The following is a 19,219-nucleotide window of genomic DNA, read 5'->3' on the forward strand; positions in this document are numbered from 1 at the left end:
GGAAAAGTCCTCATTCCTTGACGCAATCGACGGTGTATTGCCGCCCATTGCCTTCATCTTCGTGCTGCAATCCATGCACATCCGCGACAAAACCGGGGAAGCTGCTATCGAACGTGCGAGCAAATTTCAGGTAATCAATAATCGATCGGGTCGATTCGGTAAAGCGTTCGCCGGGCATGATCAGCGGAATGCCCGGCGGATACGGTACTAGCATGACCGCCGCAACCCTGCCTTCCAGCTCATCGATCGGCACCGCTTCGACTTCGCCGCGCACCAGATGATCGTAGGCGTGGGCCGGTTTCATGGCAATTTCCGGCAGCACGGTATACATGCGTTTCAGGTGTTTGGCTGTGGCATTGCTGCGGTAGCAGGCGTGCAATTGATCGCACAAATCGCGCAGGCCCATGCCGCGATAACGCGCGGCGTCTTGCTGAGCCACACACGGCAGGCAGGTGTCGAGGCGCACATTCGCATCGTAGCTGCGCTTGAACTCCAGCAGTTCGGTGAGCAGCGTGCTCCATTTGCCTTTGGTAATGCCCATCGAGAACAGCACCAGGAACGAATACAGCCCGGTCTTCTCCACCACCAGGCCGCGCTCCCAAAGAAACTTGCTGACCACCGCCGCCGGGATGCCCTTCTCGCTCAGCGCGCCACCGGCATTGAGCCCCGGCATGACGAGGGTGACCTTGATCGGATCGAGCAACACGTAATCGTCACTGACTTCGCCGAAACCATGCCAATCGGCATCCGGTTGCAGCAGCCAGTCCTCGGTCTGCACGCGATCAATGCCTTCGACACCCGGCGGCTGCCAGATCGAAAACCACCAGTCATCGGCGGCAATGTGCTGACGCAGATTGGCCAGCGCGCGACGAAAGCTCAGGGCTTCGTCGAAGGTTTCCTGCAACAGCGAACGCCCGGCCGGGCCTTCCATCATCGCCGACGCCACGTCCAGCGAAGCGATGATGCTGTACTGCGGCGAGGTCGAAATGTGCATCATGAACGCTTCATTGAAACGGTCGCGGTCGAGTTGCCGCGCGCCGCCGTCCTGCACATGAATCATCGACGCCTGACTGAACGCCGCCAGCAGTTTGTGCGTGGAATGCGTGGTGAATACCAGCGGGCTGTCTTCGCTGCGCGAGGTGGCCATGCCGTAGCGCCCGGTGAAGAATTCATGAAACGCCGCGTAGGCATACCAGGCTTCATCGAAATGCAGCACTTCGACGCTGTTGCCGAGGCTTTGCTTGATCAACTCGGCGTTGTAACAGAGGCCATCGTAGGTCGAGTTGGTGACCACGGCGAGTTTGACTTTCGCTGTGCGGCCCTTGGTCAGCGGGCTGGCATCGATCTTCGCTTGAATCGATTCGCGGCTGAATTCGCTCAGCGGAATCGGCCCGATAATCCCCAGTTCATTGCGCTCCGGGCACAGGTACAGCGGAATGGCGCCGGTCATGATGATCGCGTGCAACACCGACTTGTGGCAGTTGCGATCGACCAGCACCAGATCATCGCGCCCGACCATCGAGTGCCAGACAATCTTGTTGGCGGTCGAGGTGCCATTGATCACGAAAAAGGTGTGATCGGCGCCGAAATTGCGCGCCGCCCGCGCTTCCGCTTCGGCGAGCGGCCCGGTGTGATCGAGCAGCGAACCAAGCTCTGGCACCGACACCGACAAATCCGAACGCAGGGTGTTTTCACCGAAGAACTGGTGAAATGCCTGCCCCACCGGACTCTTGTGATACGCCACGCCGCCGCCATGGCCGGGTGTGTGCCAGGAATAATTGGAGTCCGCCGTATGCTGCACCAGCGCCTTGAAAAACGGCGGCAGCAAGCCATCCAGATACTTGCGCGCCGCCCGCGCCACTTGCCGCGCCAGAAACGGCACGGTGTCCTCGAACAGATAGAGAATGCCGCGCAATTGATTGAGCTCGGCCATGGCATCGGCCGGGGCATTTTCCAGGGTGACCTGCTCACCGAGGGCGAAGATCGGCAGATCCGGCGCACGCACCCGCGCCAGACCGATCAGTTCGGCCATGTTCTGCAACAGATGCGAGTTAGTGCTGGCGTCCTCGGCGGCAATCAGCATGCACGCGAGGCCATGGTGAGTCGATGCCACCAACCGCCCTTCGGTGTAGTCGATGGCCGAAACGATATTGAAACCTTCCTGCTCCAACTCCCGGGCGATGCCACGGATACGGTCACCCGCGACCGTGTCGGCCTTGATGTCGCGATGGACGATCAACACCGGAAACTTCAAATCTTTGTACATGAGGCTCAGTGTCCCGAGGCGGCAGAATTGAATCGGCCAATGCACTCAGGGTAGAGGGTTGCAGCGAAAGTGGCGAGGGTGGCCAGTTGGCTTCATGGCGCCAAAAACAAAAGATCGCAGCCTTCGGCAGCTCCTACAGGGGATTGCATTCCAATGTAAGAGCTGCCGCAGGCTGCGATCTTTTGATCTTCAGGCTTGGGCGTCGGCTTCGGCGATCTGCGTCCACAGCGCCGGGCCACCCGCCGACTTGGCAATAATTTCCAGCCGCACCAGATGCGCCGCCAGCTCCTCTTCCGTCGCACGAATGATCCGCGCAGGCTGACGATCCGCCGGCAAACGACGAATCTCGGTCGCCGAGTTGTCCGCACCATCGCCGGTGCCATTGCCGTCAGACGCATTACCCGCCAGCGACAGACTGGTCTGGCCACCGGTCATGGTCAGGTAGACGTCGGCGAGAATCTCCGAGTCGAGCAAAGCGCCGTGCAATTCACGGCCGGAGTTGTCGACGCCATAACGTTTGCACAACGCATCGAGGCTGTTGCGCTGCCCCGGGTGACGTTCCCGGGCCATCATCAGGGTGTCGAGGATCGAGCAGTGCTGGGTGATGTCAGCGCGATCCTGCTGGCCCATCAAGGCGAATTCGTTGTTGATGAAGCCAACGTCGAACGCCGCGTTGTGGATGATCAGCTGCGCGCCTTTGATGAACTCGAAAAACTCATCGGCGACTTCGGCAAAGCGTGGCTTGCCGACCAGGAACTCGTTGGTGATGCCGTGAACGCCGATGGCGCCTTCATCACTCTCGCGATCCGGCTGCAGATAAACGTGAAAATGCCGGCCCGTCAGGCGTCGGCCGATCAGTTCGACACAGCCGATTTCAATGATCCGGTGACCATCGGTCACCGGCATGCCGGTGGTTTCGGTATCGAGTACAACGGATCTGGTGGCCATCAGTGTTCAGCTCTCAACGGGTCGATCTTGCAAAAAACGCGGATGTTAACACGCTCGGTGGGGTGTTTCAGTCAGACCGTGGCGTCCCATTCGCGAGCAGGCTCGCTCCCACATTGGAATGCATTCCAACTTAGGGCATCAGATCTGGAATGCATTTCCCTGTGGGAGCGAGCCTGCTCGCGAAGGCCGCGCCAAGGTGTAACGGCAAAATCAGCTCTGCTTGTAACCGCGCACTTCGTCGACACCACGGTTAGCCAACTGGTCCGCCCGCTCGTTACCGTGATGACCAATGTGCCCACGCACCCATTTCCAGGTGACTTTGTGGCGGTTGACCTGCTCGTCCAGCTCTTTCCACAGATCAGCGTTCTTCACCGGCTCTTTCGCGGCGGTTTTCCAGCCACGTTTTTTCCAGTTGGCCATCCACTCGTTGATGCCCTTCATCACATACTGCGAGTCAGTCACCAGCAGCACTTCGCACGGACGCTTCAAGGCTTCGAGGCCACGGATCGCGCCGAGCAGTTCCATGCGGTTGTTGGTGGTGTTGGCTTCGCCGCCCCACAGCTCCTTTTCGACGCCCTTGCACACCAGCAAGGCGCCCCAGCCGCCCGGGCCGGGGTTACCCTTGCAGGCGCCGTCAGTGAACAGTTCTACGGTGTCGACGCTTTCAACGCTTTCGCTCATGCCACTCTATCCAGAAAAATGCCTGTCTTGCCGATCACGGATCGACAATGACCGAGGCCGGGACAAGCCCGGCCACAAATAAAAGAAGGTTTACGGTTCGATGCGGCGGCGGTTGACCTTGGCCATCGGCAGCGGAATCAGCTTGCCCATCGGCTCGCGACGTTCCTGCCGCAACGGCCTGAGCCCCACGACGATCTTGCGCGCGACCAATAAATAGAAGCCACCGCCCGACAGCTGCCAGTCACCGGCCTTGCGTTCCCAGCCGGCCAGACGGGCCTGCCACTTGGGGGACGCGAGCGGCGGACGATAGCACCCGAAGCGGCGTTTCTCCAGCGCAAAGCCCAGCAGATTGAGCCAGTCGGCCACCCGCGACGGCGAGATGCAGCGCGCCTGACGCAAGGCGTCGTGGGCGAAAACATGGCGCAGACCCCAGGTGCTCCACGGGTTGATGCCGATGATCAGCAAATGCCCGCCGGGGCGCACGCTGCTCGCGGCTTCACGCAGCAAACCATGAGGCGACAGACAGAAATCCAGGCCGTGCTGCATCACCACCACATCGGCAGCATGCTCGCTCAGCGGCCAGGCTTGCTCTTCGCAGACAATCTCGACCCCCGGCAACGGCGCACCGAGGCGCACATTGCGCTGCACTTGCGGCGCCGCCGGCGGGGTTTCGGCCGAGGGGCCGTAATGCACCAGATAACCGCCAAAGAACCGGCCCAACTCGTCTTCGAGCATGCGCCGCTCTTCATCGAGCAGAAATTGCCCGAGCGGGCCGGACAGCCATTCACGGGCTGCACCGATCAGGGCCAGCCAGTCAGGATCAGCCTGTGCGAACGCTTTATCACTCATCGCATTCTCCAAAGCGCCAGGAACTACTAAGATGCGCCAATGTTTTCCGCTTGGCGAATTCCGACGATGATACAGATCAGTGCCCTGCCCGCGTTCACCGACAACTACATCTGGTTGTTACAGGATCACCGCACCCAGCGCTGCGCGGTGGTCGATCCGGGCGATGCCGCGCCGGTACAGGCATGGCTTGCAGCGCACCCGGGCTGGCTGTTGAGCGACATTCTGATCACCCACCACCATCATGATCACGTCGGCGGCGTCGAACGCCTGAAAGCGGCGACCGGCGCCAAGGTCTACGGCCCGGCCAGCGAAAACATTCCGGGGCGCGATGTGGCGCTCAAGGACAACGACACGGTCAGCGTGCTCGGCTGGGACTTCGACGTCTATGCGGTGCCCGGTCACACCCTGGGACACATTGCCTATTACCACCACGGCCTGCTGTTCTGCGGCGACACCCTGTTCGCCGCCGGTTGCGGTCGCCTGTTCGAGGGCACGCCGGAGCAAATGCACCATTCTCTCAGCCGCCTTGCAGCGTTACCGGAAGATACGCTGGTCTACTGCACGCATGAATACACTCTGAGCAATCTCAAGTTTGCCGCCGCCGTCGAACCGACGAACCCGGACATTACCGCCCGTCTGGAAAAAGTCACCCAGCAGCGGCAAAACGGTGTGATGACCCTGCCCTCGACGCTCGCCCTGGAAAAGCTCACAAACCCGTTTTTGCGCACCACTGAAACATTAGTTACACAAAAAGTGGACGAACGGGCAGGCGCTCAAAACCGGGCGCCGAGTGAGGTATTTGCGGCTCTGCGGGCCTGGAAAGATAAGTTCTAAGTACCCCGCCGCTTGGTACAAAAATTCTGAATGGTTGACCTAGGGGGGTGCGCTTTCTAGAATCCCCCGACATTTTTGCCCGGAACTTACTTCCAGCCAATGTCGTCATCCATACGTAAGTCCGTCAATTCAGACGCATTGACCCGCCTGGCGCAAGCTATCGCGGTGGCTGTGTCCGCCACGCTGGCGGGCTGTTCCAGCCATGCTCCGCAGACTGAAGCGACCCATACGCCGAACATTGCTGCGCGAGCCAAGCAGAAGCCGATCTGGCTGACCGAAAAGCCCAGCCCACAGGTTCCCCAGGACATCTGGGAACGCATGCGCCAGGGCTTTCAGCTGCAGGAAGGCCTCGGCGTCAACCCGCGCATCGAGCAACAGCGCCTGTGGTTCGCCAGCAATCCCTCTTTCCTCGAGAACGCCGGCGAACGCGGCAGTCTCTATATTCACTACATCGTCGAACGCCTCGAAGAACGCAACATGCCGCTGGAACTGGCCCTGCTGCCAGTGATTGAAAGCGCCTATAACCCGATGGCCTATTCGCGGGCCGATGCGGTGGGTCTGTGGCAATTCATTCCGTCCACCGGGCGTTACTTCAACCTGCGTCAGACCCGCTTCTATGATGGCCGTCGCGATATCACCGCTTCGACCACGGCAGCGATGGATTACCTGACCCGTCTGCACGACATGTTCAACGGTGACTGGTTGCTGGCCCTGGCGGCGTACAACGCCGGTGAAGGCACGGTCAGCCGCGCGATCGAACGCAACGAAAAGCTTGGCCTGCCCACCGATTACTGGAACCTGCCGCTGCCGGCGGAAACCCAGGCGTACGTGCCGAAGTTGCTGGCACTGTCGCAAGTGGTGCTGGCGCCGGAAGCTTACGGCGTGAACCTCAACCCGATTGCCAACGAACCGTACTTCCAGGTCGTCGAAATCAACCAGCGCATGGATTTGTCCAAAGTCGCCGCGGTTGCCAACATCGACGAAGACGAACTGTTCCAGCTCAACCCGGCTTTCAAGCAACGCACCACCATCGATGGCCCTCAGCATTTGCTGGTGCCAACGTCGAAGGCGCAATTGCTGACCGCCAGTTTGCAGACCATGCGGCCTGACGAACTGATCAGCCCGCGTTCGCTGAAGCCGGTGTTCGAGGGTGCTGACCCATCGGAAGTGGCCAAGCTCAAGCGGGCTTATCGCGTGAAGCGTGGTGACAACCTCGGTTCCATTGCCAAGGCCAACAAGGTCGAAGTCAAGGATCTGCAACGCTGGAACAAGCTGACCGGCAAGAACCTCAAAGTTGGCCAGACTCTGGTCATGCAGGACACCACCAAGCGTGCTCCGGCTCGCAAGTCCGGCCGTGTGAACACGGTGATTGCGGCCAACAGCAAGAGCAAAGGCAAGGACGACAGCGCGCAGCAGACTCAGTACAAGGTCAAACGCGGCGATACGCTGTACGTGGTAGCCAAGCGCTTCAACGTTGAGATGCAGCATCTCAAGCGCTGGAATCCGGGTGCGGGTAAAGCATTGAAGCCGGGGCAGATGCTCACGGTTTATCAGCCGCACTGACAGACGAGCCCCTGAATTTTCAGGGGCTTTTTTTTGGTTCGGATTTTGTGGCGTGCTTTAGATCGATCCCCCTCACCCCAGCCCTCTCCCCCAAGGGGTAGAGGGGGAAAGGGAGCCGATCGGGGGCTTTTCAAAATCTGAGTTCAGCTCAGATATCGCACGTCGGTGCAATTCGCCTAGACACCACAGTCAGTCCCCTCTCCCTCCGGGAGAGGGTTAGGGTGAGGGGGCTTTTCAAAACGTGAGTTCGACTCGACGGTTCAGGTCGGCGTAGCTCGAAGAAACAACTCGGTCAGTCCCCTCTCCCTCCGGGAGAGGGTTAGGGTGAGGGCCTCTTCGCGCAAACGATTAACCCCGCATTAACCCGCATCTTTTTCCTGTCCAGACAAGCTGTTACTGTACGGCCCACTAAGCCCAAGCCGCCTGGATCGGATCTGACTTGAAGCGTGCCCTCCTCCTGCTCCTGATCAGCCTGGCCTTGAGCTCAACCGCAAGCGCGACGATTACCGAAAGTCACGGTTATGCGCAGTTCGGCACGCTCAAGTACCCGGCCAGATTTACCCACTTCGACTGGGTCAACCCGCAAGCGCCCAAGGGCGGTACGTTGCGGGTGATGGCGTTCGGCACCTTCGATACGGTCAACCCTTACACCTTCAAGGGCACTAGCCCGGTCACCACAGCGAATTTCCTCCAGTACGGCATCAACGAGCTGAACGAGCCGTTGATGGTCGGCACCGGCCAGTATTCGCCGTCCGGCGACGAACCGGCGTCGAGTTACGGCTTGATCGCGCAATCGGTGGAGTACAGCGAAGATCGCAGCTGGGTCGTCTTCAATCTGCGTCCCGAGGCGCGTTTTCACGATGGCACGCCGATCACCGCCTACGACGTAGCGTTCTCCTATCGAACGCTGCTCAAGGACGGCCATCCGCTGTACCGCACCGCGTTGCAGGAAGTGCTGCGGGTCGACATTCTCAACAAACAGCGCATTCGCTTCGTGCTCAAGCGCTCCGGCAATCCGCTGTTGATCCTGCGCCTCGGCGAATTGCCGGTGCTGCCGCAGCATTACTGGAAAGACCGCGACTTCAAGGCCACCACCTTCGAACCGCCACTGGGCAGCGGCCCCTATCGCATCACTTCGGTGACGCCGGGCCGGCAGTTGATCTTCGAGCGGGTCAAGGATTACTGGGGCAAGGACCTGGCGGTCAATCGCGGTAAGTACAACTTCGATCGCATGGAAGTCGAGTTTTACCGCGACAGCGACGTGGCCTTCGAAGCGTTCAAGGCTGGCGAGTTCGACATCTACATCGAGCATCAGGCGAAGAATTGGGCCAACGGCTACAACTTCCCTGCCGTGCGCCGTGGCGAGGTGATCAAGGCACAGATCCCGCATCAGATCCCGACCCAGAGTCAGGGCCTGTTCATGAACACCCGCCGCGCGACGTTCTCGGACGTGAAAACCCGCGAAGCGCTGGGCCTGATGTTCGACTTCGAGTGGACCAATCGCGCGCTGTTCAGCGATGCCTACAAACGCACCACCAGCTACTACCCCAACAGTGAATTCACAACCTCCGGCCTGCCGGTCGGGCATGAATGGCTGATGCTCAAACCGTACAAGGAACAACTGCCGGCCAAGCTATTCACCGAGCCGTTTACCTTGCCAAAAACCGACGGTCGCGGCATCCCGCGGGAAACCATGCGCAAAGCCTTGGCATTGCTCGCTGAAGCCGGCTGGAAGCTCAACGGTCAGCGTCTGCAAAACGCTAGCGGCCAACCGCTGCGGTTCGAACTGCTGCTGGTCAATCCGAACCTCGAGCGCCTCTACCAGCCCTACATCGAGAATCTCAACAGCATCGGCATCGACGCGCGCCTGCGCACCGTGGATCGGGCGCAGTACAAGCAGCGCCTCGATCAATTTGATTTCGACATGATCTCGATGACGCTCAACCAGACCCTAAGCCCGGGCCTTGAGCAGTGGCAGTACTTCCACTCCAGTCAGGTGAGCGTCAAGGGCAGCAAGAATTACGCAGGCATCGCCAACCCGGTGGTCGATCACCTGCTCGAACAACTGCTCGCCGCGCGCACCCGCGACGAACAAGTCGCCGCCGGCAAGGCGCTCGACCGCGTGCTGCTCTGGCAGCACTACAGCATTCCCAACTGGTATCTGAATTATCACCGTCTGGCCTACCGCAACCGGTTGGCCTTTGTTACCACGCCGCCTTACACCCTGGGCCTGAGCGCGTGGTGGCTGAAGTCTTCGGAGAAAGATCGATGAACCCTATCCGCGCCCTGCTCGTCCAGGCCAGCGGCTTGCTGTTCGCCGGGCTGGCCTTGGCCGCCCCGCAACACGCCGTGACCCTGTACAACGAGCCGCCGAAATATCCGGCCGATTTCAAACAGTTTGATTACGTAAACCCGGACGCGCCGAAGGGCGGCATCTTTCGTCAGGCCGGTTTTGGTGGCTTCGACAGCCTCAACCCGTTTATCAGCAAAGGCGTGCCCGCCGATGATATCGGGCAGATCTACGACACCCTGACCAAGCACAGCCTCGATGAGCCCTTTACCGAATACGGCCTGATCGCCGGCAAAATCGAAAAGGCCCCGGACAACAGCTGGGTACGTTTCTACCTGCGCCCCGAAGCCCGTTTTCATGACGGCCACCCGGTGCGCGCCGATGACGTAGTGTTCAGCTTCAACACGCTGACCAAGGAAGGCTCGCCGATGTTTCGCGGCTACTACAGCGACGTCTCCGAAGTGATCGCCGAAGACCCGCTGAAAGTGCTGTTCAAGTTCAAACACAGCAACAACCGCGAACTGCCACTGATCCTCGGCCAATTACCGGTGCTGCCAAAACACTGGTGGGCCGATCGCGACTTCAACAAAGGCAACCTGGAAATCCCCCTCGGTAGCGGCCCGTACAAGGTCGCCGAAGTAAAGGCCGGGCGCTCGGTGCGCTACGAGCGGGTCAAGGATTACTGGGGCAAGGACCTGCCGGTCAATCGTGGTTTCTATAACTTCGACACGATGACCACCGATTACTACCGCGACAACACCGTCGCCCTCGAAGCGTTGAAGGCCGGGCAGTTCGATTACTGGCTGGAAATGACCGCGAAAAACTGGGCCAACGCTTACAACATTCCGGCGGTCACCGAGGGCCGCTTGATCAAGGAACAGATCGCCAACAGCAACCCGACCGGCATGCAGGGCTTCGTTTACAACTTGCGCCGTCCAGTGTTTCAGGACGTGCGCGTGCGCCAGGCGCTCGGCCTGTTGTTCGACTTCGAATGGACCAACAAGCAACTGTTCAACGGCGCCTACTTCCGCACCCGCAGCTATTTCGAGAACTCGGAAATGGCCGCCACCGGCCTGCCCGACGCCGATCAGCGGGCGATCCTCGAGCCGTTCCGCAGCAAGCTGCCGGCACAGGTGTTCAGTGAGGCGTTCGAAAACCCGAAGACCGACGCCAGCGGCATGATCCGCACCCAACAGCGCGAGGCCTATCAACTGCTGCAAGAGGCTGGCTGGAAGATCGTCGACGACAAAATGGTCGACGCCACCGGCAAACCGGTGGTCATCGAATTCCTCCTTGCGCAGACCGAATTCGAGCGCGTATTGCTGCCATTCAAGCGCAACCTCAGCGACCTCGGCATCGATCTGGTGATCCGCCGCGTCGACGTTTCGCAGTACATCAACCGCGTACGTTCGCGGGATTTCGACATGATGGTCGGCAGCTTCCCGCAGTCCAACTCGCCGGGTAACGAGCAACGCGAATACTGGATGAGCGCCGCCGCCGACAAACCGAGCAGCCGCAATTCCTTGGGTTTGAAAGACCCGATCGTCGATCAACTGGTCGAGAACCTGATCAACGCCGACTCGCGCAAAAGCCTGGTGGCCCATGCCCGTGCGCTGGATCGTGTGCTGCAATGGGGTTATTACGTGATCCCCAACTGGCACATCAAGACCTGGCGCGTGGCTTACTGGAATCACATCGGTCACCCGAAAGTCTCACCCAAGTACGACATCGGGATTAACACCTGGTGGGTCAAGCCTGACGCGAAACCGGCGATAGAAGTCGAAACCAAACTGCAAGCCGACCCTGCGGGCACGGAGTAATCAGATGCTGGCGTATATTTTTCGGCGACTGCTGCTGATCATCCCGACGCTGTTCGGCATTCTGCTGATCAACTTCGTGATCATTCAGGCCGCGCCCGGTGGCCCGGTGGAACAGATGATCGCCAAGCTCGAAGGCTTCGAAGGCGCCACCAGCCGCATTGCCGGCGGCGGTGCCGAGGTGTCCGTGGCTGGTTCGTCCTATCGCGGCGCGCAGGGCCTGGACCCGGCGCTGATCAAGGAAATCGAGCACATGTACGGGTTCGACAAATCGGCCCCGGAACGCCTGTGGATCATGGTCAAGAACTACGCGCAGCTGGATTTCGGCGACAGTTTTTTCCGCGACGCCAAGGTCATCGACCTGATCAAGGAAAAGATGCCGGTGTCGATCTCGCTGGGGCTGTGGAGTACGCTGATCATGTACCTGGTGTCGATCCCGCTGGGGATCGCCAAGGCCACGCGGCACGGCAGCCACTTCGATGTGTGGACCAGTTCGGCGATCATCGTCGGTTACGCGATCCCGGCGTTCCTCTTTGCGATCCTGCTGATCGTGGTGTTTGCCGGCGGCAGTTATCTCGACTGGTTCCCGCTAAGGGGCCTGACCTCGAACAACTTCGATGAACTGAGCTTCGGCGGCAAGATCCTCGATTACTTCTGGCACTTGGCGTTGCCGGTGACTGCGCTGGTGATCGGCAACTTCGCGACCATGACCCTGCTGACCAAAAACAGCTTCCTCGACGAGATCAACAAGCAGTACGTGGTCACCGCCAAGGCCAAAGGCCTGACCCGCCACCGTGTGCTCTACGGCCACGTGTTCCGCAACGCCATGCTGTTGGTGATTGCCGGTTTCCCGTCGGCGTTCATCGGCATCTTCTTCACAGGCTCCTTGCTGGTGGAAGTGATCTTCTCCCTCGACGGCCTCGGTCTGATGAGTTTCGAAGCGGCGATCAACCGCGATTACCCGGTGGTGTTCGGCACCCTGTTCATCTTCACCCTGCTGGGGCTGGTGGTGAAACTGATCGGCGACCTCACCTACACCTTGGTCGATCCGCGCATCGACTTCGAAAGCCGGGAGCATTGAGATGAACCTGTCCCCTCTCAACCGCCGCCGCTTCGAACTGTTCAAAGCCAACAAGCGCGGCTGGTGGTCGCTGTGGCTGTTTCTGTTCCTGTTCGGCCTGAGCCTCGGTGCCGAGCTGATCGCCAACGACAAGCCGCTGGTGGTGCATTACGACAACAACTGGTACTTCCCGGCGATCAAGCGCTACCCGGAAACCGCCTTCGGCGGCGAATTCCCGCTGGAAGCCAACTACAAGAGCCCGTACATCCGCGAACTGCTCAAGGCCAAGGATGCGTGGGTGTTGTGGGCGCCGATTCCCTACAGCTATCAGAGCATCAACTACGACTTGAAAGTCCCGGCGCCCGCGCCACCGTCGGCGGACAATCTGCTGGGTACTGACGATCAGGGTCGCGATGTGTTGGCGCGGGTGATTTATGGCTTCCGCATTTCGGTGCTTTTTGCGCTGACGTTGACCGTGTTGAGTTCGATCATCGGCGTGATTGCCGGGGCCTTGCAGGGTTTCTATGGCGGCTGGGTCGATCTGGCCGGCCAACGTTTTCTGGAAATCTGGTCGGGTTTGCCGGTGCTGTATCTGCTGATCATCCTCGCCAGTTTCGTCCAGCCGAATTTCTGGTGGCTGCTGGGGATCATGCTGCTGTTCTCGTGGATGAGCCTGGTCGACGTGGTGCGCGCCGAGTTCCTCCGGGGTCGCAACCTTGAATACGTGCGCGCCGCGCGGGCGCTGGGCATGCAGAACGGCGCGATCATGTTCCGCCACATCCTGCCCAATGCGATGGTCTCGACCATGACGTTTATGCCGTTCATCCTCACCGGCGCCATCGGCACCCTCACCGCTTTGGACTTCCTCGGTTTCGGCTTGCCGGCCGGCAGTCCGTCGCTGGGTGAACTGGTCGCCCAGGGCAAATCCAACCTGCAAGCGCCGTGGCTGGGCATGAGTGCCTTCGCCGTACTCGCATTGATGTTGAGTTTGCTGGTGTTTATCGGCGAGTCCGCTCGCGATGCCTTCGACCCGAGGAAGTGAAATGAATCAGGACAATCTGATCGAAGTGCGTGACCTCGCCGTCGAATTCGGTTTCGGCGAGCGCGTGCATCGGGTCGTCGAAGGCGTGAGCTTCGACATCAAGCGTGGCGAAACCTTGGCGCTGGTCGGCGAATCCGGTTCGGGCAAATCGGTGACTGCGCATTCGATCCTGCGCCTGCTGCCCTACCCGATGGCCCGCCATCCGGCCGGCAGCATCAACTACGCCGGGCAAAACCTGCTGGGCCTCAGTGAAAAAACCATCCGGCATATTCGCGGCAATCGTATCGCGATGATCTTTCAGGAGCCGATGACCTCGCTGAATCCGCTGCACTCGATCGAGAAGCAGATCAACGAAGTGCTCGGCATCCACAAGGGCCTGACCGGCAAAGTGGCGACCAAACGCACGCTGGAACTGCTGGAGATGGTCGGCATCCCCGAGCCGCACAAGCGTCTCAAGGCCCTGCCCCACGAATTGTCCGGTGGCCAGCGTCAGCGGGTCATGATCGCCATGGCCCTGGCCAACGAGCCGGAATTGCTGATTGCCGACGAGCCGACTACGGCGCTGGACGTGACCGTTCAGCTGAAAATCCTCGATTTGCTCAAGGAATTGCAGGCCAGATTGGGCATGTCGCTGTTACTGATCAGTCACGATTTGAACCTGGTGCGAAGAATTGCGCATCGCGTATGTGTCATGCAGCGCGGTTGCATCGTCGAACAGGCATCGTGCGCAGAGCTGTTCCGTTCGCCGCAGCATCCGTACACTCGGGAATTGCTCGGCGCGGAGCCCAGCGGCGGCCCGGCGAGCAATAAAATCGGCGCGCCGCTGCTTGAGGTCGAGGACCTGAAAGTCTGGTTCCCGATCAAGAAAGGCCTGCTCAAGCGCACGGTGGATCACGTCAAGGCAGTGGACGGCATCAATTTCAGCCTGCCTCAGGGTCAGACCCTGGGGATTGTCGGGGAAAGCGGTTCCGGCAAATCCACGCTGGGCCTGGCGATTTTGCGGTTGATCGGCAGCAAAGGCGCGATCCGCTTTGAAGGCAAGCAGCTAGACTGCCTGACGCAGAACGAGGTTCGCCCGTTGCGTCGGCAGATGCAGGTGGTGTTTCAGGACCCGTTTGGCAGCCTGAGCCCACGCATGTGTGTCAGTGACATCGTTGGCGAAGGCCTGCGGATTCACAAGATGGGCACCGCCGAGGAGCAAGAGGCGGCGATTATTGCGGCATTGAAGGAGGTAGGTCTGGATCCGGAAACCCGGCACCGCTACCCCCACGAATTTTCCGGTGGGCAACGGCAACGAATCGCCATTGCCCGGGCTTTGGTGCTGAAACCGGCGCTGATCCTGCTGGACGAGCCGACGTCGGCGCTCGACCGCACGGTGCAGCGGCAAGTGGTGGAGCTGTTGCGTTCACTGCAAGCCAAGTACAACCTGACGTATTTGTTTATCAGCCATGACCTGGCTGTGGTGAAAGCGCTGAGCCACCAGCTGATGGTGGTCAAGCATGGCCAAGTGGTCGAACAGGGAGACGCGCAAAGTATTTTTGCCGCCCCCCAACATCCGTATACACAGCAGTTGCTGGAAGCCGCTTTTTTGGCACCAGCCACTGCGCAATAACCTGAAAGAGGAGCAACACATGGGTTTTCTCGCCGGTAAGCGCGTACTGATCGTCGGTGTCGCCAGCAAGCTGTCCATCGCATCCGGCATCGCTGCCGCCATGCATCGCGAGGGCGCTGAGCTTGCCTTCACTTATCAGAACGACAAACTGAAAGGTCGTGTTGAAGAATTCGCCCAAGGCTGGGGTTCGAGCCCTGAGCTGTGCTTCCCGTGCGACGTGGCCAGCGATGAAGAAATCGCCAAGGTCTTCGAAGCACTGAGCAAGAAGTGGGACGGCCTGGATTGCATCGTCCACTCCGTTGGTTTCGCCCCGGGCGACCAACTGGACGGCGACTTCACCGAAGCTACCACCCGTGACGGTTTCCGCATCGCTCACGACATCAGCGCCTACAGCTTCGTGGCCCTGGCCAAAGCCGGCCGCGAAATGATGAAAGGCCGCAACGGCAGCCTGCTGACCCTGTCGTACCTGGGCGCCGAGCGCACCATGCCGAACTACAACGTGATGGGCATGGCCAAGGCTTCGCTGGAAGCTGGCGTACGTTACCTGGCCGGCTCCCTGGGCCCGGACGGCACCCGCGTCAACTGCGTATCGGCTGGCCCGATCCGTACTCTGGCAGCCTCGGGCATCAAGAACTTCCGCAAGATGCTGGCCGCCAACGAAGCGCAAACCCCGCTGCGTCGCAACGTCACCATCGACGAAGTCGGCAACGCCGGCGCCTTCCTGTGCTCCGACCTGGCGTCGGGCATCAGCGGCGAAATCATGTACGTAGACGGCGGCTTCAACACCACCGCCATGGGCAACATCGAAGAGTGATCTTCGCTTAGCCAATAAAAAACCCGCCAATCTGGCGGGTTTTTTTATGCCTGCTATTTCTTGAACAACCCAAATCCCTTGTAGGAGTGAGCCTGCTCGCGATGGCGTCGGGTCAGCAACATTCATGTCTCTGGACCACTGCGATCGCGAGCAGGCTCACTCCTACAAGGGGATTGGGGTTATTCCAGACACTGTGCGAACAGCTTTTGAATCGGCTGATTGCGCTGACTGTAACGCTGCAGCAAAACCATCTCGCGATAGAACGTCAGTTCGCCCAGCTCGATGATCCTGACCTTGAGCGAATGGTCCAGCCACAGCCCTGCTTTTGGCAGCAGTGAAACCCCCAATCCCGACTCGACCATTTTCACGATCGCTTCCAGTTCATCCAGCTCCAGCGCTACGTTGACCTCTATGCGCTGCTCCCGCAGAAACCGCGTCACCAATCGCCCACCGAAAGAATTGCGGTCGTAGCGCACATGCGGCCGTTCGGCGAGTAACCGCAGCGGATCGTTGCCATCGACCTGCGGCGGCACGATCAACACAAACGGCTCACGCCGGATCACCTGCGCCGACAGCTCTTTGGGCAGTTCGAACGGCGGCTTGATCATGATTGCCAGATCAACTTCGCCGGCATCCACCTGACTGAGCAGGTTCAACGAAACGCCCGGCACCAGTTTTGGCTCAAGCCCCGGTGCCTGTTGACGCAAGCGCAACAACGCCTGAGGCAACAACCCGGTTTGCGCAGTGGCCACTGCACCGATTTTCAGCTCGCCGCGAAACTCACTGACGTCCTCGCTGATCGCCATCCGGCTGAAGATCGCCAGCATCTCCTGCGCCATCGGCACCGCCCGCTGCCCCGCCGGATTGAGCATTGCCTGGCGGCCAGTGCGGTCGAACAGGCGAATCCCCAACGCCTGTTCAAGATTGCGGATCTGCGCGCTGACCGCCGATTGCGTCAGGCCAATGTGCAGCCCCGCCGCAGCGAAAGTGCCATGCCGCGCCACGGCAAGAAAGGTCTTCAGTTCACGCAGCATGCGCACCTCGACTGATCGAAATAATTTGAGCTCGACGCAAAAACTATCGTCTTTCAATCACATTTCACAGCACTAAACTCAGTCAACCGAACCTGATCGAGAATTCACTATGCAGCTCAGCCCTTTTCATCTGGCCATTCCGGTGTATGACCTCGCGGCCGCACGGCACTTTTATCGCGAGGTGTTTGGTCTGGAGGAAGGTCGCTCCAGTGATCACTGGGTCGATTTCAATTTCTTTGGTCATCAACTGGTGATTCACCTGGCACCGAAAAACGCCTCGCAGGAAGCCGCGCACACCAACGCTGTCGACGGGCATGACGTGCCGGTGCCGCATTTTGGTGTGGTGTTGGGGATGCAGGAATGGGAGGCGCTGGCCGAGCGTTTGCAGTCGCTCGAGACCAAGTTTGTGATTGAGCCGGGAATTCGCTTTCAGGGTTTGGTCGGGGAACAGGCGACGATGTTTTTGTTTGACCCGTGCGGCAATGCGCTGGAGTTCAAGGCGTTTAAAGACATTGGGCAGTTGTTTGCCAAATAGATATGTAGGGTTCGGGCTGACGCATTCGCTGGCAGGCTAGTTCCCACATGGATTTGTGGTGAACCGGGATTTTGAGAACACCCGACACCATTGTAGGAGTGAGCCTGCTCGCGATGGCGGTGGGTCAGCCGATGACGATGTTGGATGTGCGGACGCCATCGCTGGCAAGCCAGCTCCCACAGGTTTCTCGGGTGTTCACAAAATCCCGGTTCACTGCAGATCCCTGTGGGAGCTGCGGTGCGACGATTCGACTTGCCAGCGATGAGGCCCGAATCAACAACGCTTCAAGGCCTGCTTGTGCACGTACATCGCACTATCGGCATCCGCCAGCAGCCGATCCACGGTCTCATGGCGCTTGGCGTCGTACTCGATCTGCCCGACGCTGAAGCGAATCGCATACCCGCGATGCAACGTGGCATTGCGCTCTTCGAGAATATCCTTGAGCCGCGCCATGATCGCTGTGGTTTCGACATGGCTGGAGCCGGTCAGCAGCGCAACGAACTCATCGCCACCGAGCCGCCCGACCACGTCACTTTCGCGAAAGGCAATACGCAGCACATCAGCAAAGGTCTTCAGCGCACTGTCACCTTCGGCATGCCCATACAGATCGTTGATCTGCTTGAAGTCATTGAGGTCGAAAAACAGCAAGGTTGCCGGCCGTTCCAGGCGCGCGCAGGCGTCCAGCGCATGCTGCGCCAGTTGCTTGAAACCACGGCGATTGGACAGCAAGGTCAATTCATCCATGCTCGCGATCTGCACAGCAGCCAACTCTTGCTCGGCCATTTCCGCCAGATCACGCAACAGCGCACGCTCTTCCTGGTCGAGGTCGCGGGGCTTGGTGTCGATCAGGCACAGCGTGCCCATTTTATTGCCATTGGGCACAGTCAGCGGGTAACCGGCGTAGAAGCGAATGTTCGGCGCGCCGGTGACCAGCGGGTTGTCATGAAAGCGCACATCTTCGCGGGCGTCCGGTACCAACAACAGGCCGTCGTTAAGAATCGCATGGCCGCAGAATGAAACATCCCTCGGCGTCTCGCTGACATCAAGCCCCACACACGATTTGAACCACTGCCGGTTGGTGTCGACCAGCGTCACCAGTGCAATCGGCACATTGAACAGGCGTTTCGCCAACCGTGTCAGTCGGTCGAAACGCTCTTCAGGGGCGGAATCGAGCAGTTCAAGACCGTGCAACGCTTGAACGCGCGCCGTTTCATTCGCAGGTTTTCCTGGAACCAGCATCAGCACACTCCATTGGCAACAATGCTTTCAAGCGTAGCGCTAATTTGGCAATGGCTCACATTTGCGCCACCGGGCATGGCCCGCCCGCCTCGGCCCACAGCTTGAATTGCGCGACAAAAATATCGTGCGGCACTGGCACCGGCGCGCGCCCTGCCCCGGGATTCCAGCCCCACAGCACCAGTTTGTCTTCGCTGACATGCTTGATCAGCGCAGCAAAGTCGCGATCGCCGTTGCTCGAGCGGTCCTTGATCATCGCGCAGAGTTTGTCCGGCGGCAGGCCGATCCAGGCCATTTTGTGCGCCGCCGGCGGCAGGCTCCAGTGCGGCGCACCCGGCGGTGCATGCAGGCCGTAGCTGGCCGGCGGATTGTTTTCCGCGTGACAGGTCGCGCACGGCAGACCGGCGGCGCCCTTGCCGTCCATGCCGCGCACCACGTTCATGGCGTGGGGGATGCCAGCGTCGAACTGCAACGGCGAATCACCGGGAATATGGCAGTTCTGGCAACGCGGGCTCTGGAAAACTTTCTGCACCGTGCCGAACGCTTTCAGCGCTTCCTGATCATCGGCGAACAGGTCCGAGGCATAACCGCCCAGCCCCAGTAAAACCACCGTGCCCAACACTAGATGTCGTTTCATC

General features: G+C 59.8%; 16 protein-coding genes. 9 read left to right on the plus strand and 7 right to left on the minus strand.

Annotation, left to right across the window (positions count from 1 at the left end):
• Positions 1–10: 10 nt before the first annotated feature.
• The 4 genes from ACM6JQ_RS09935 to ACM6JQ_RS09950 all read right to left on the minus strand — a co-directional run bounded on the left by ACM6JQ_RS09935 (position 11) and on the right by ACM6JQ_RS09950 (position 4,744).
• On the minus strand, positions 11–2,266 hold the full coding sequence (locus ACM6JQ_RS09935) for an Orn/Lys/Arg decarboxylase N-terminal domain-containing protein (protein ID WP_007910570.1): 2,256 nt from the start codon (positions 2,264–2,266) through the stop codon (positions 11–13).
• 189 nt (positions 2,267–2,455) lie between these two features.
• Entirely contained in the window at positions 2,456–3,214 is a 759-nt protein-coding gene (gene dnaQ, locus ACM6JQ_RS09940; protein WP_007910571.1) for a DNA polymerase III subunit epsilon, read from the minus strand.
• Positions 3,215–3,424: 210 nt separating this feature from the next.
• Positions 3,425–3,895: a ribonuclease HI gene (gene rnhA, locus ACM6JQ_RS09945; RefSeq protein ID WP_007910572.1), complete on the minus strand. Its 471-nt coding sequence runs from the start codon at positions 3,893–3,895 to the stop codon at positions 3,425–3,427.
• A 90-nt stretch (positions 3,896–3,985) separates the two neighbouring features.
• Positions 3,986–4,744: a class I SAM-dependent methyltransferase gene (locus ACM6JQ_RS09950; RefSeq protein WP_007910573.1), complete on the minus strand. Its 759-nt coding sequence runs from the start codon at positions 4,742–4,744 to the stop codon at positions 3,986–3,988.
• Positions 4,745–4,810: 66 nt separating this feature from the next.
• Here ACM6JQ_RS09950 and gloB point away from each other — a divergent pair, with 66 nt between their 5' ends.
• From gloB to fabI, 8 genes are all read left to right on the plus strand, one after another.
• Entirely contained in the window at positions 4,811–5,578 is a 768-nt protein-coding gene (gene gloB, locus ACM6JQ_RS09955; RefSeq protein WP_414893688.1) for a hydroxyacylglutathione hydrolase, read from the plus strand.
• 99 nt (positions 5,579–5,677) lie between these two features.
• Entirely contained in the window at positions 5,678–7,141 is a 1,464-nt protein-coding gene (locus ACM6JQ_RS09960) for a transglycosylase SLT domain-containing protein (RefSeq protein ID WP_007910577.1), read from the plus strand.
• Positions 7,142–7,580: 439 nt separating this feature from the next.
• Complete coding sequence (locus ACM6JQ_RS09965; protein WP_414893689.1) at positions 7,581–9,413, plus strand: extracellular solute-binding protein; 1,833 nt, start codon at positions 7,581–7,583, stop codon at positions 9,411–9,413.
• On the plus strand, positions 9,410–11,251 hold the full coding sequence (locus tag ACM6JQ_RS09970) for an extracellular solute-binding protein (protein WP_095111846.1): 1,842 nt from the start codon (positions 9,410–9,412) through the stop codon (positions 11,249–11,251). Before ACM6JQ_RS09965 ends, ACM6JQ_RS09970 begins: the two co-directional genes overlap by 4 nt.
• Before the next feature lie 4 nt (positions 11,252–11,255).
• Entirely contained in the window at positions 11,256–12,329 is a 1,074-nt protein-coding gene (locus ACM6JQ_RS09975; protein ID WP_007910584.1) for a microcin C ABC transporter permease YejB, read from the plus strand.
• Between the two features lies 1 nt (position 12,330).
• Positions 12,331–13,350: an ABC transporter permease gene (locus ACM6JQ_RS09980; protein ID WP_414893690.1), complete on the plus strand. Its 1,020-nt coding sequence runs from the start codon at positions 12,331–12,333 to the stop codon at positions 13,348–13,350.
• 1 nt (position 13,351) lies between these two features.
• The gene (locus ACM6JQ_RS09985) at positions 13,352–14,962 is read left to right on the plus strand and encodes an ABC transporter ATP-binding protein (RefSeq protein WP_273915542.1); all 1,611 of its coding nucleotides are present in this window, start codon (positions 13,352–13,354) and stop codon (positions 14,960–14,962) included.
• A 19-nt stretch (positions 14,963–14,981) separates the two neighbouring features.
• Complete coding sequence (gene fabI / locus ACM6JQ_RS09990) at positions 14,982–15,776, plus strand: enoyl-ACP reductase FabI (RefSeq protein WP_007910591.1); 795 nt, start codon at positions 14,982–14,984, stop codon at positions 15,774–15,776.
• A gap of 179 nt (positions 15,777–15,955) precedes the next feature.
• On the opposite strand, the gene ACM6JQ_RS09995 is transcribed toward fabI, so the two are convergent.
• Positions 15,956–16,810, minus strand: a complete 855-nt coding sequence (locus ACM6JQ_RS09995) for a LysR family transcriptional regulator (RefSeq protein WP_095111843.1) — start codon at positions 16,808–16,810, stop codon at positions 15,956–15,958.
• Between the two features lie 109 nt (positions 16,811–16,919).
• Between ACM6JQ_RS09995 and ACM6JQ_RS10000 the strand changes: the two genes are divergently transcribed.
• On the plus strand, positions 16,920–17,345 hold the full coding sequence (locus ACM6JQ_RS10000; protein WP_007910594.1) for a VOC family protein: 426 nt from the start codon (positions 16,920–16,922) through the stop codon (positions 17,343–17,345).
• Between the two features lie 273 nt (positions 17,346–17,618).
• Here the strand turns inward: ACM6JQ_RS10000 and ACM6JQ_RS10005 are convergent, their stop codons facing one another.
• Together ACM6JQ_RS10005 and ACM6JQ_RS10010 are read right to left on the minus strand one after the other, a co-directional pair.
• Positions 17,619–18,584: a sensor domain-containing diguanylate cyclase gene (locus ACM6JQ_RS10005; RefSeq protein WP_095111842.1), complete on the minus strand. Its 966-nt coding sequence runs from the start codon at positions 18,582–18,584 to the stop codon at positions 17,619–17,621.
• Positions 18,585–18,639: 55 nt separating this feature from the next.
• Positions 18,640–19,218: a hypothetical protein gene (locus ACM6JQ_RS10010; protein WP_007910597.1), complete on the minus strand. Its 579-nt coding sequence runs from the start codon at positions 19,216–19,218 to the stop codon at positions 18,640–18,642.
• Position 19,219 lies beyond the last annotated feature (1 nt).

It is taken from the genome of Pseudomonas sp. IT-232MI5 (assembly GCF_949767845.1).
Classification (GTDB): domain Bacteria; phylum Pseudomonadota; class Gammaproteobacteria; order Pseudomonadales; family Pseudomonadaceae; genus Aquipseudomonas.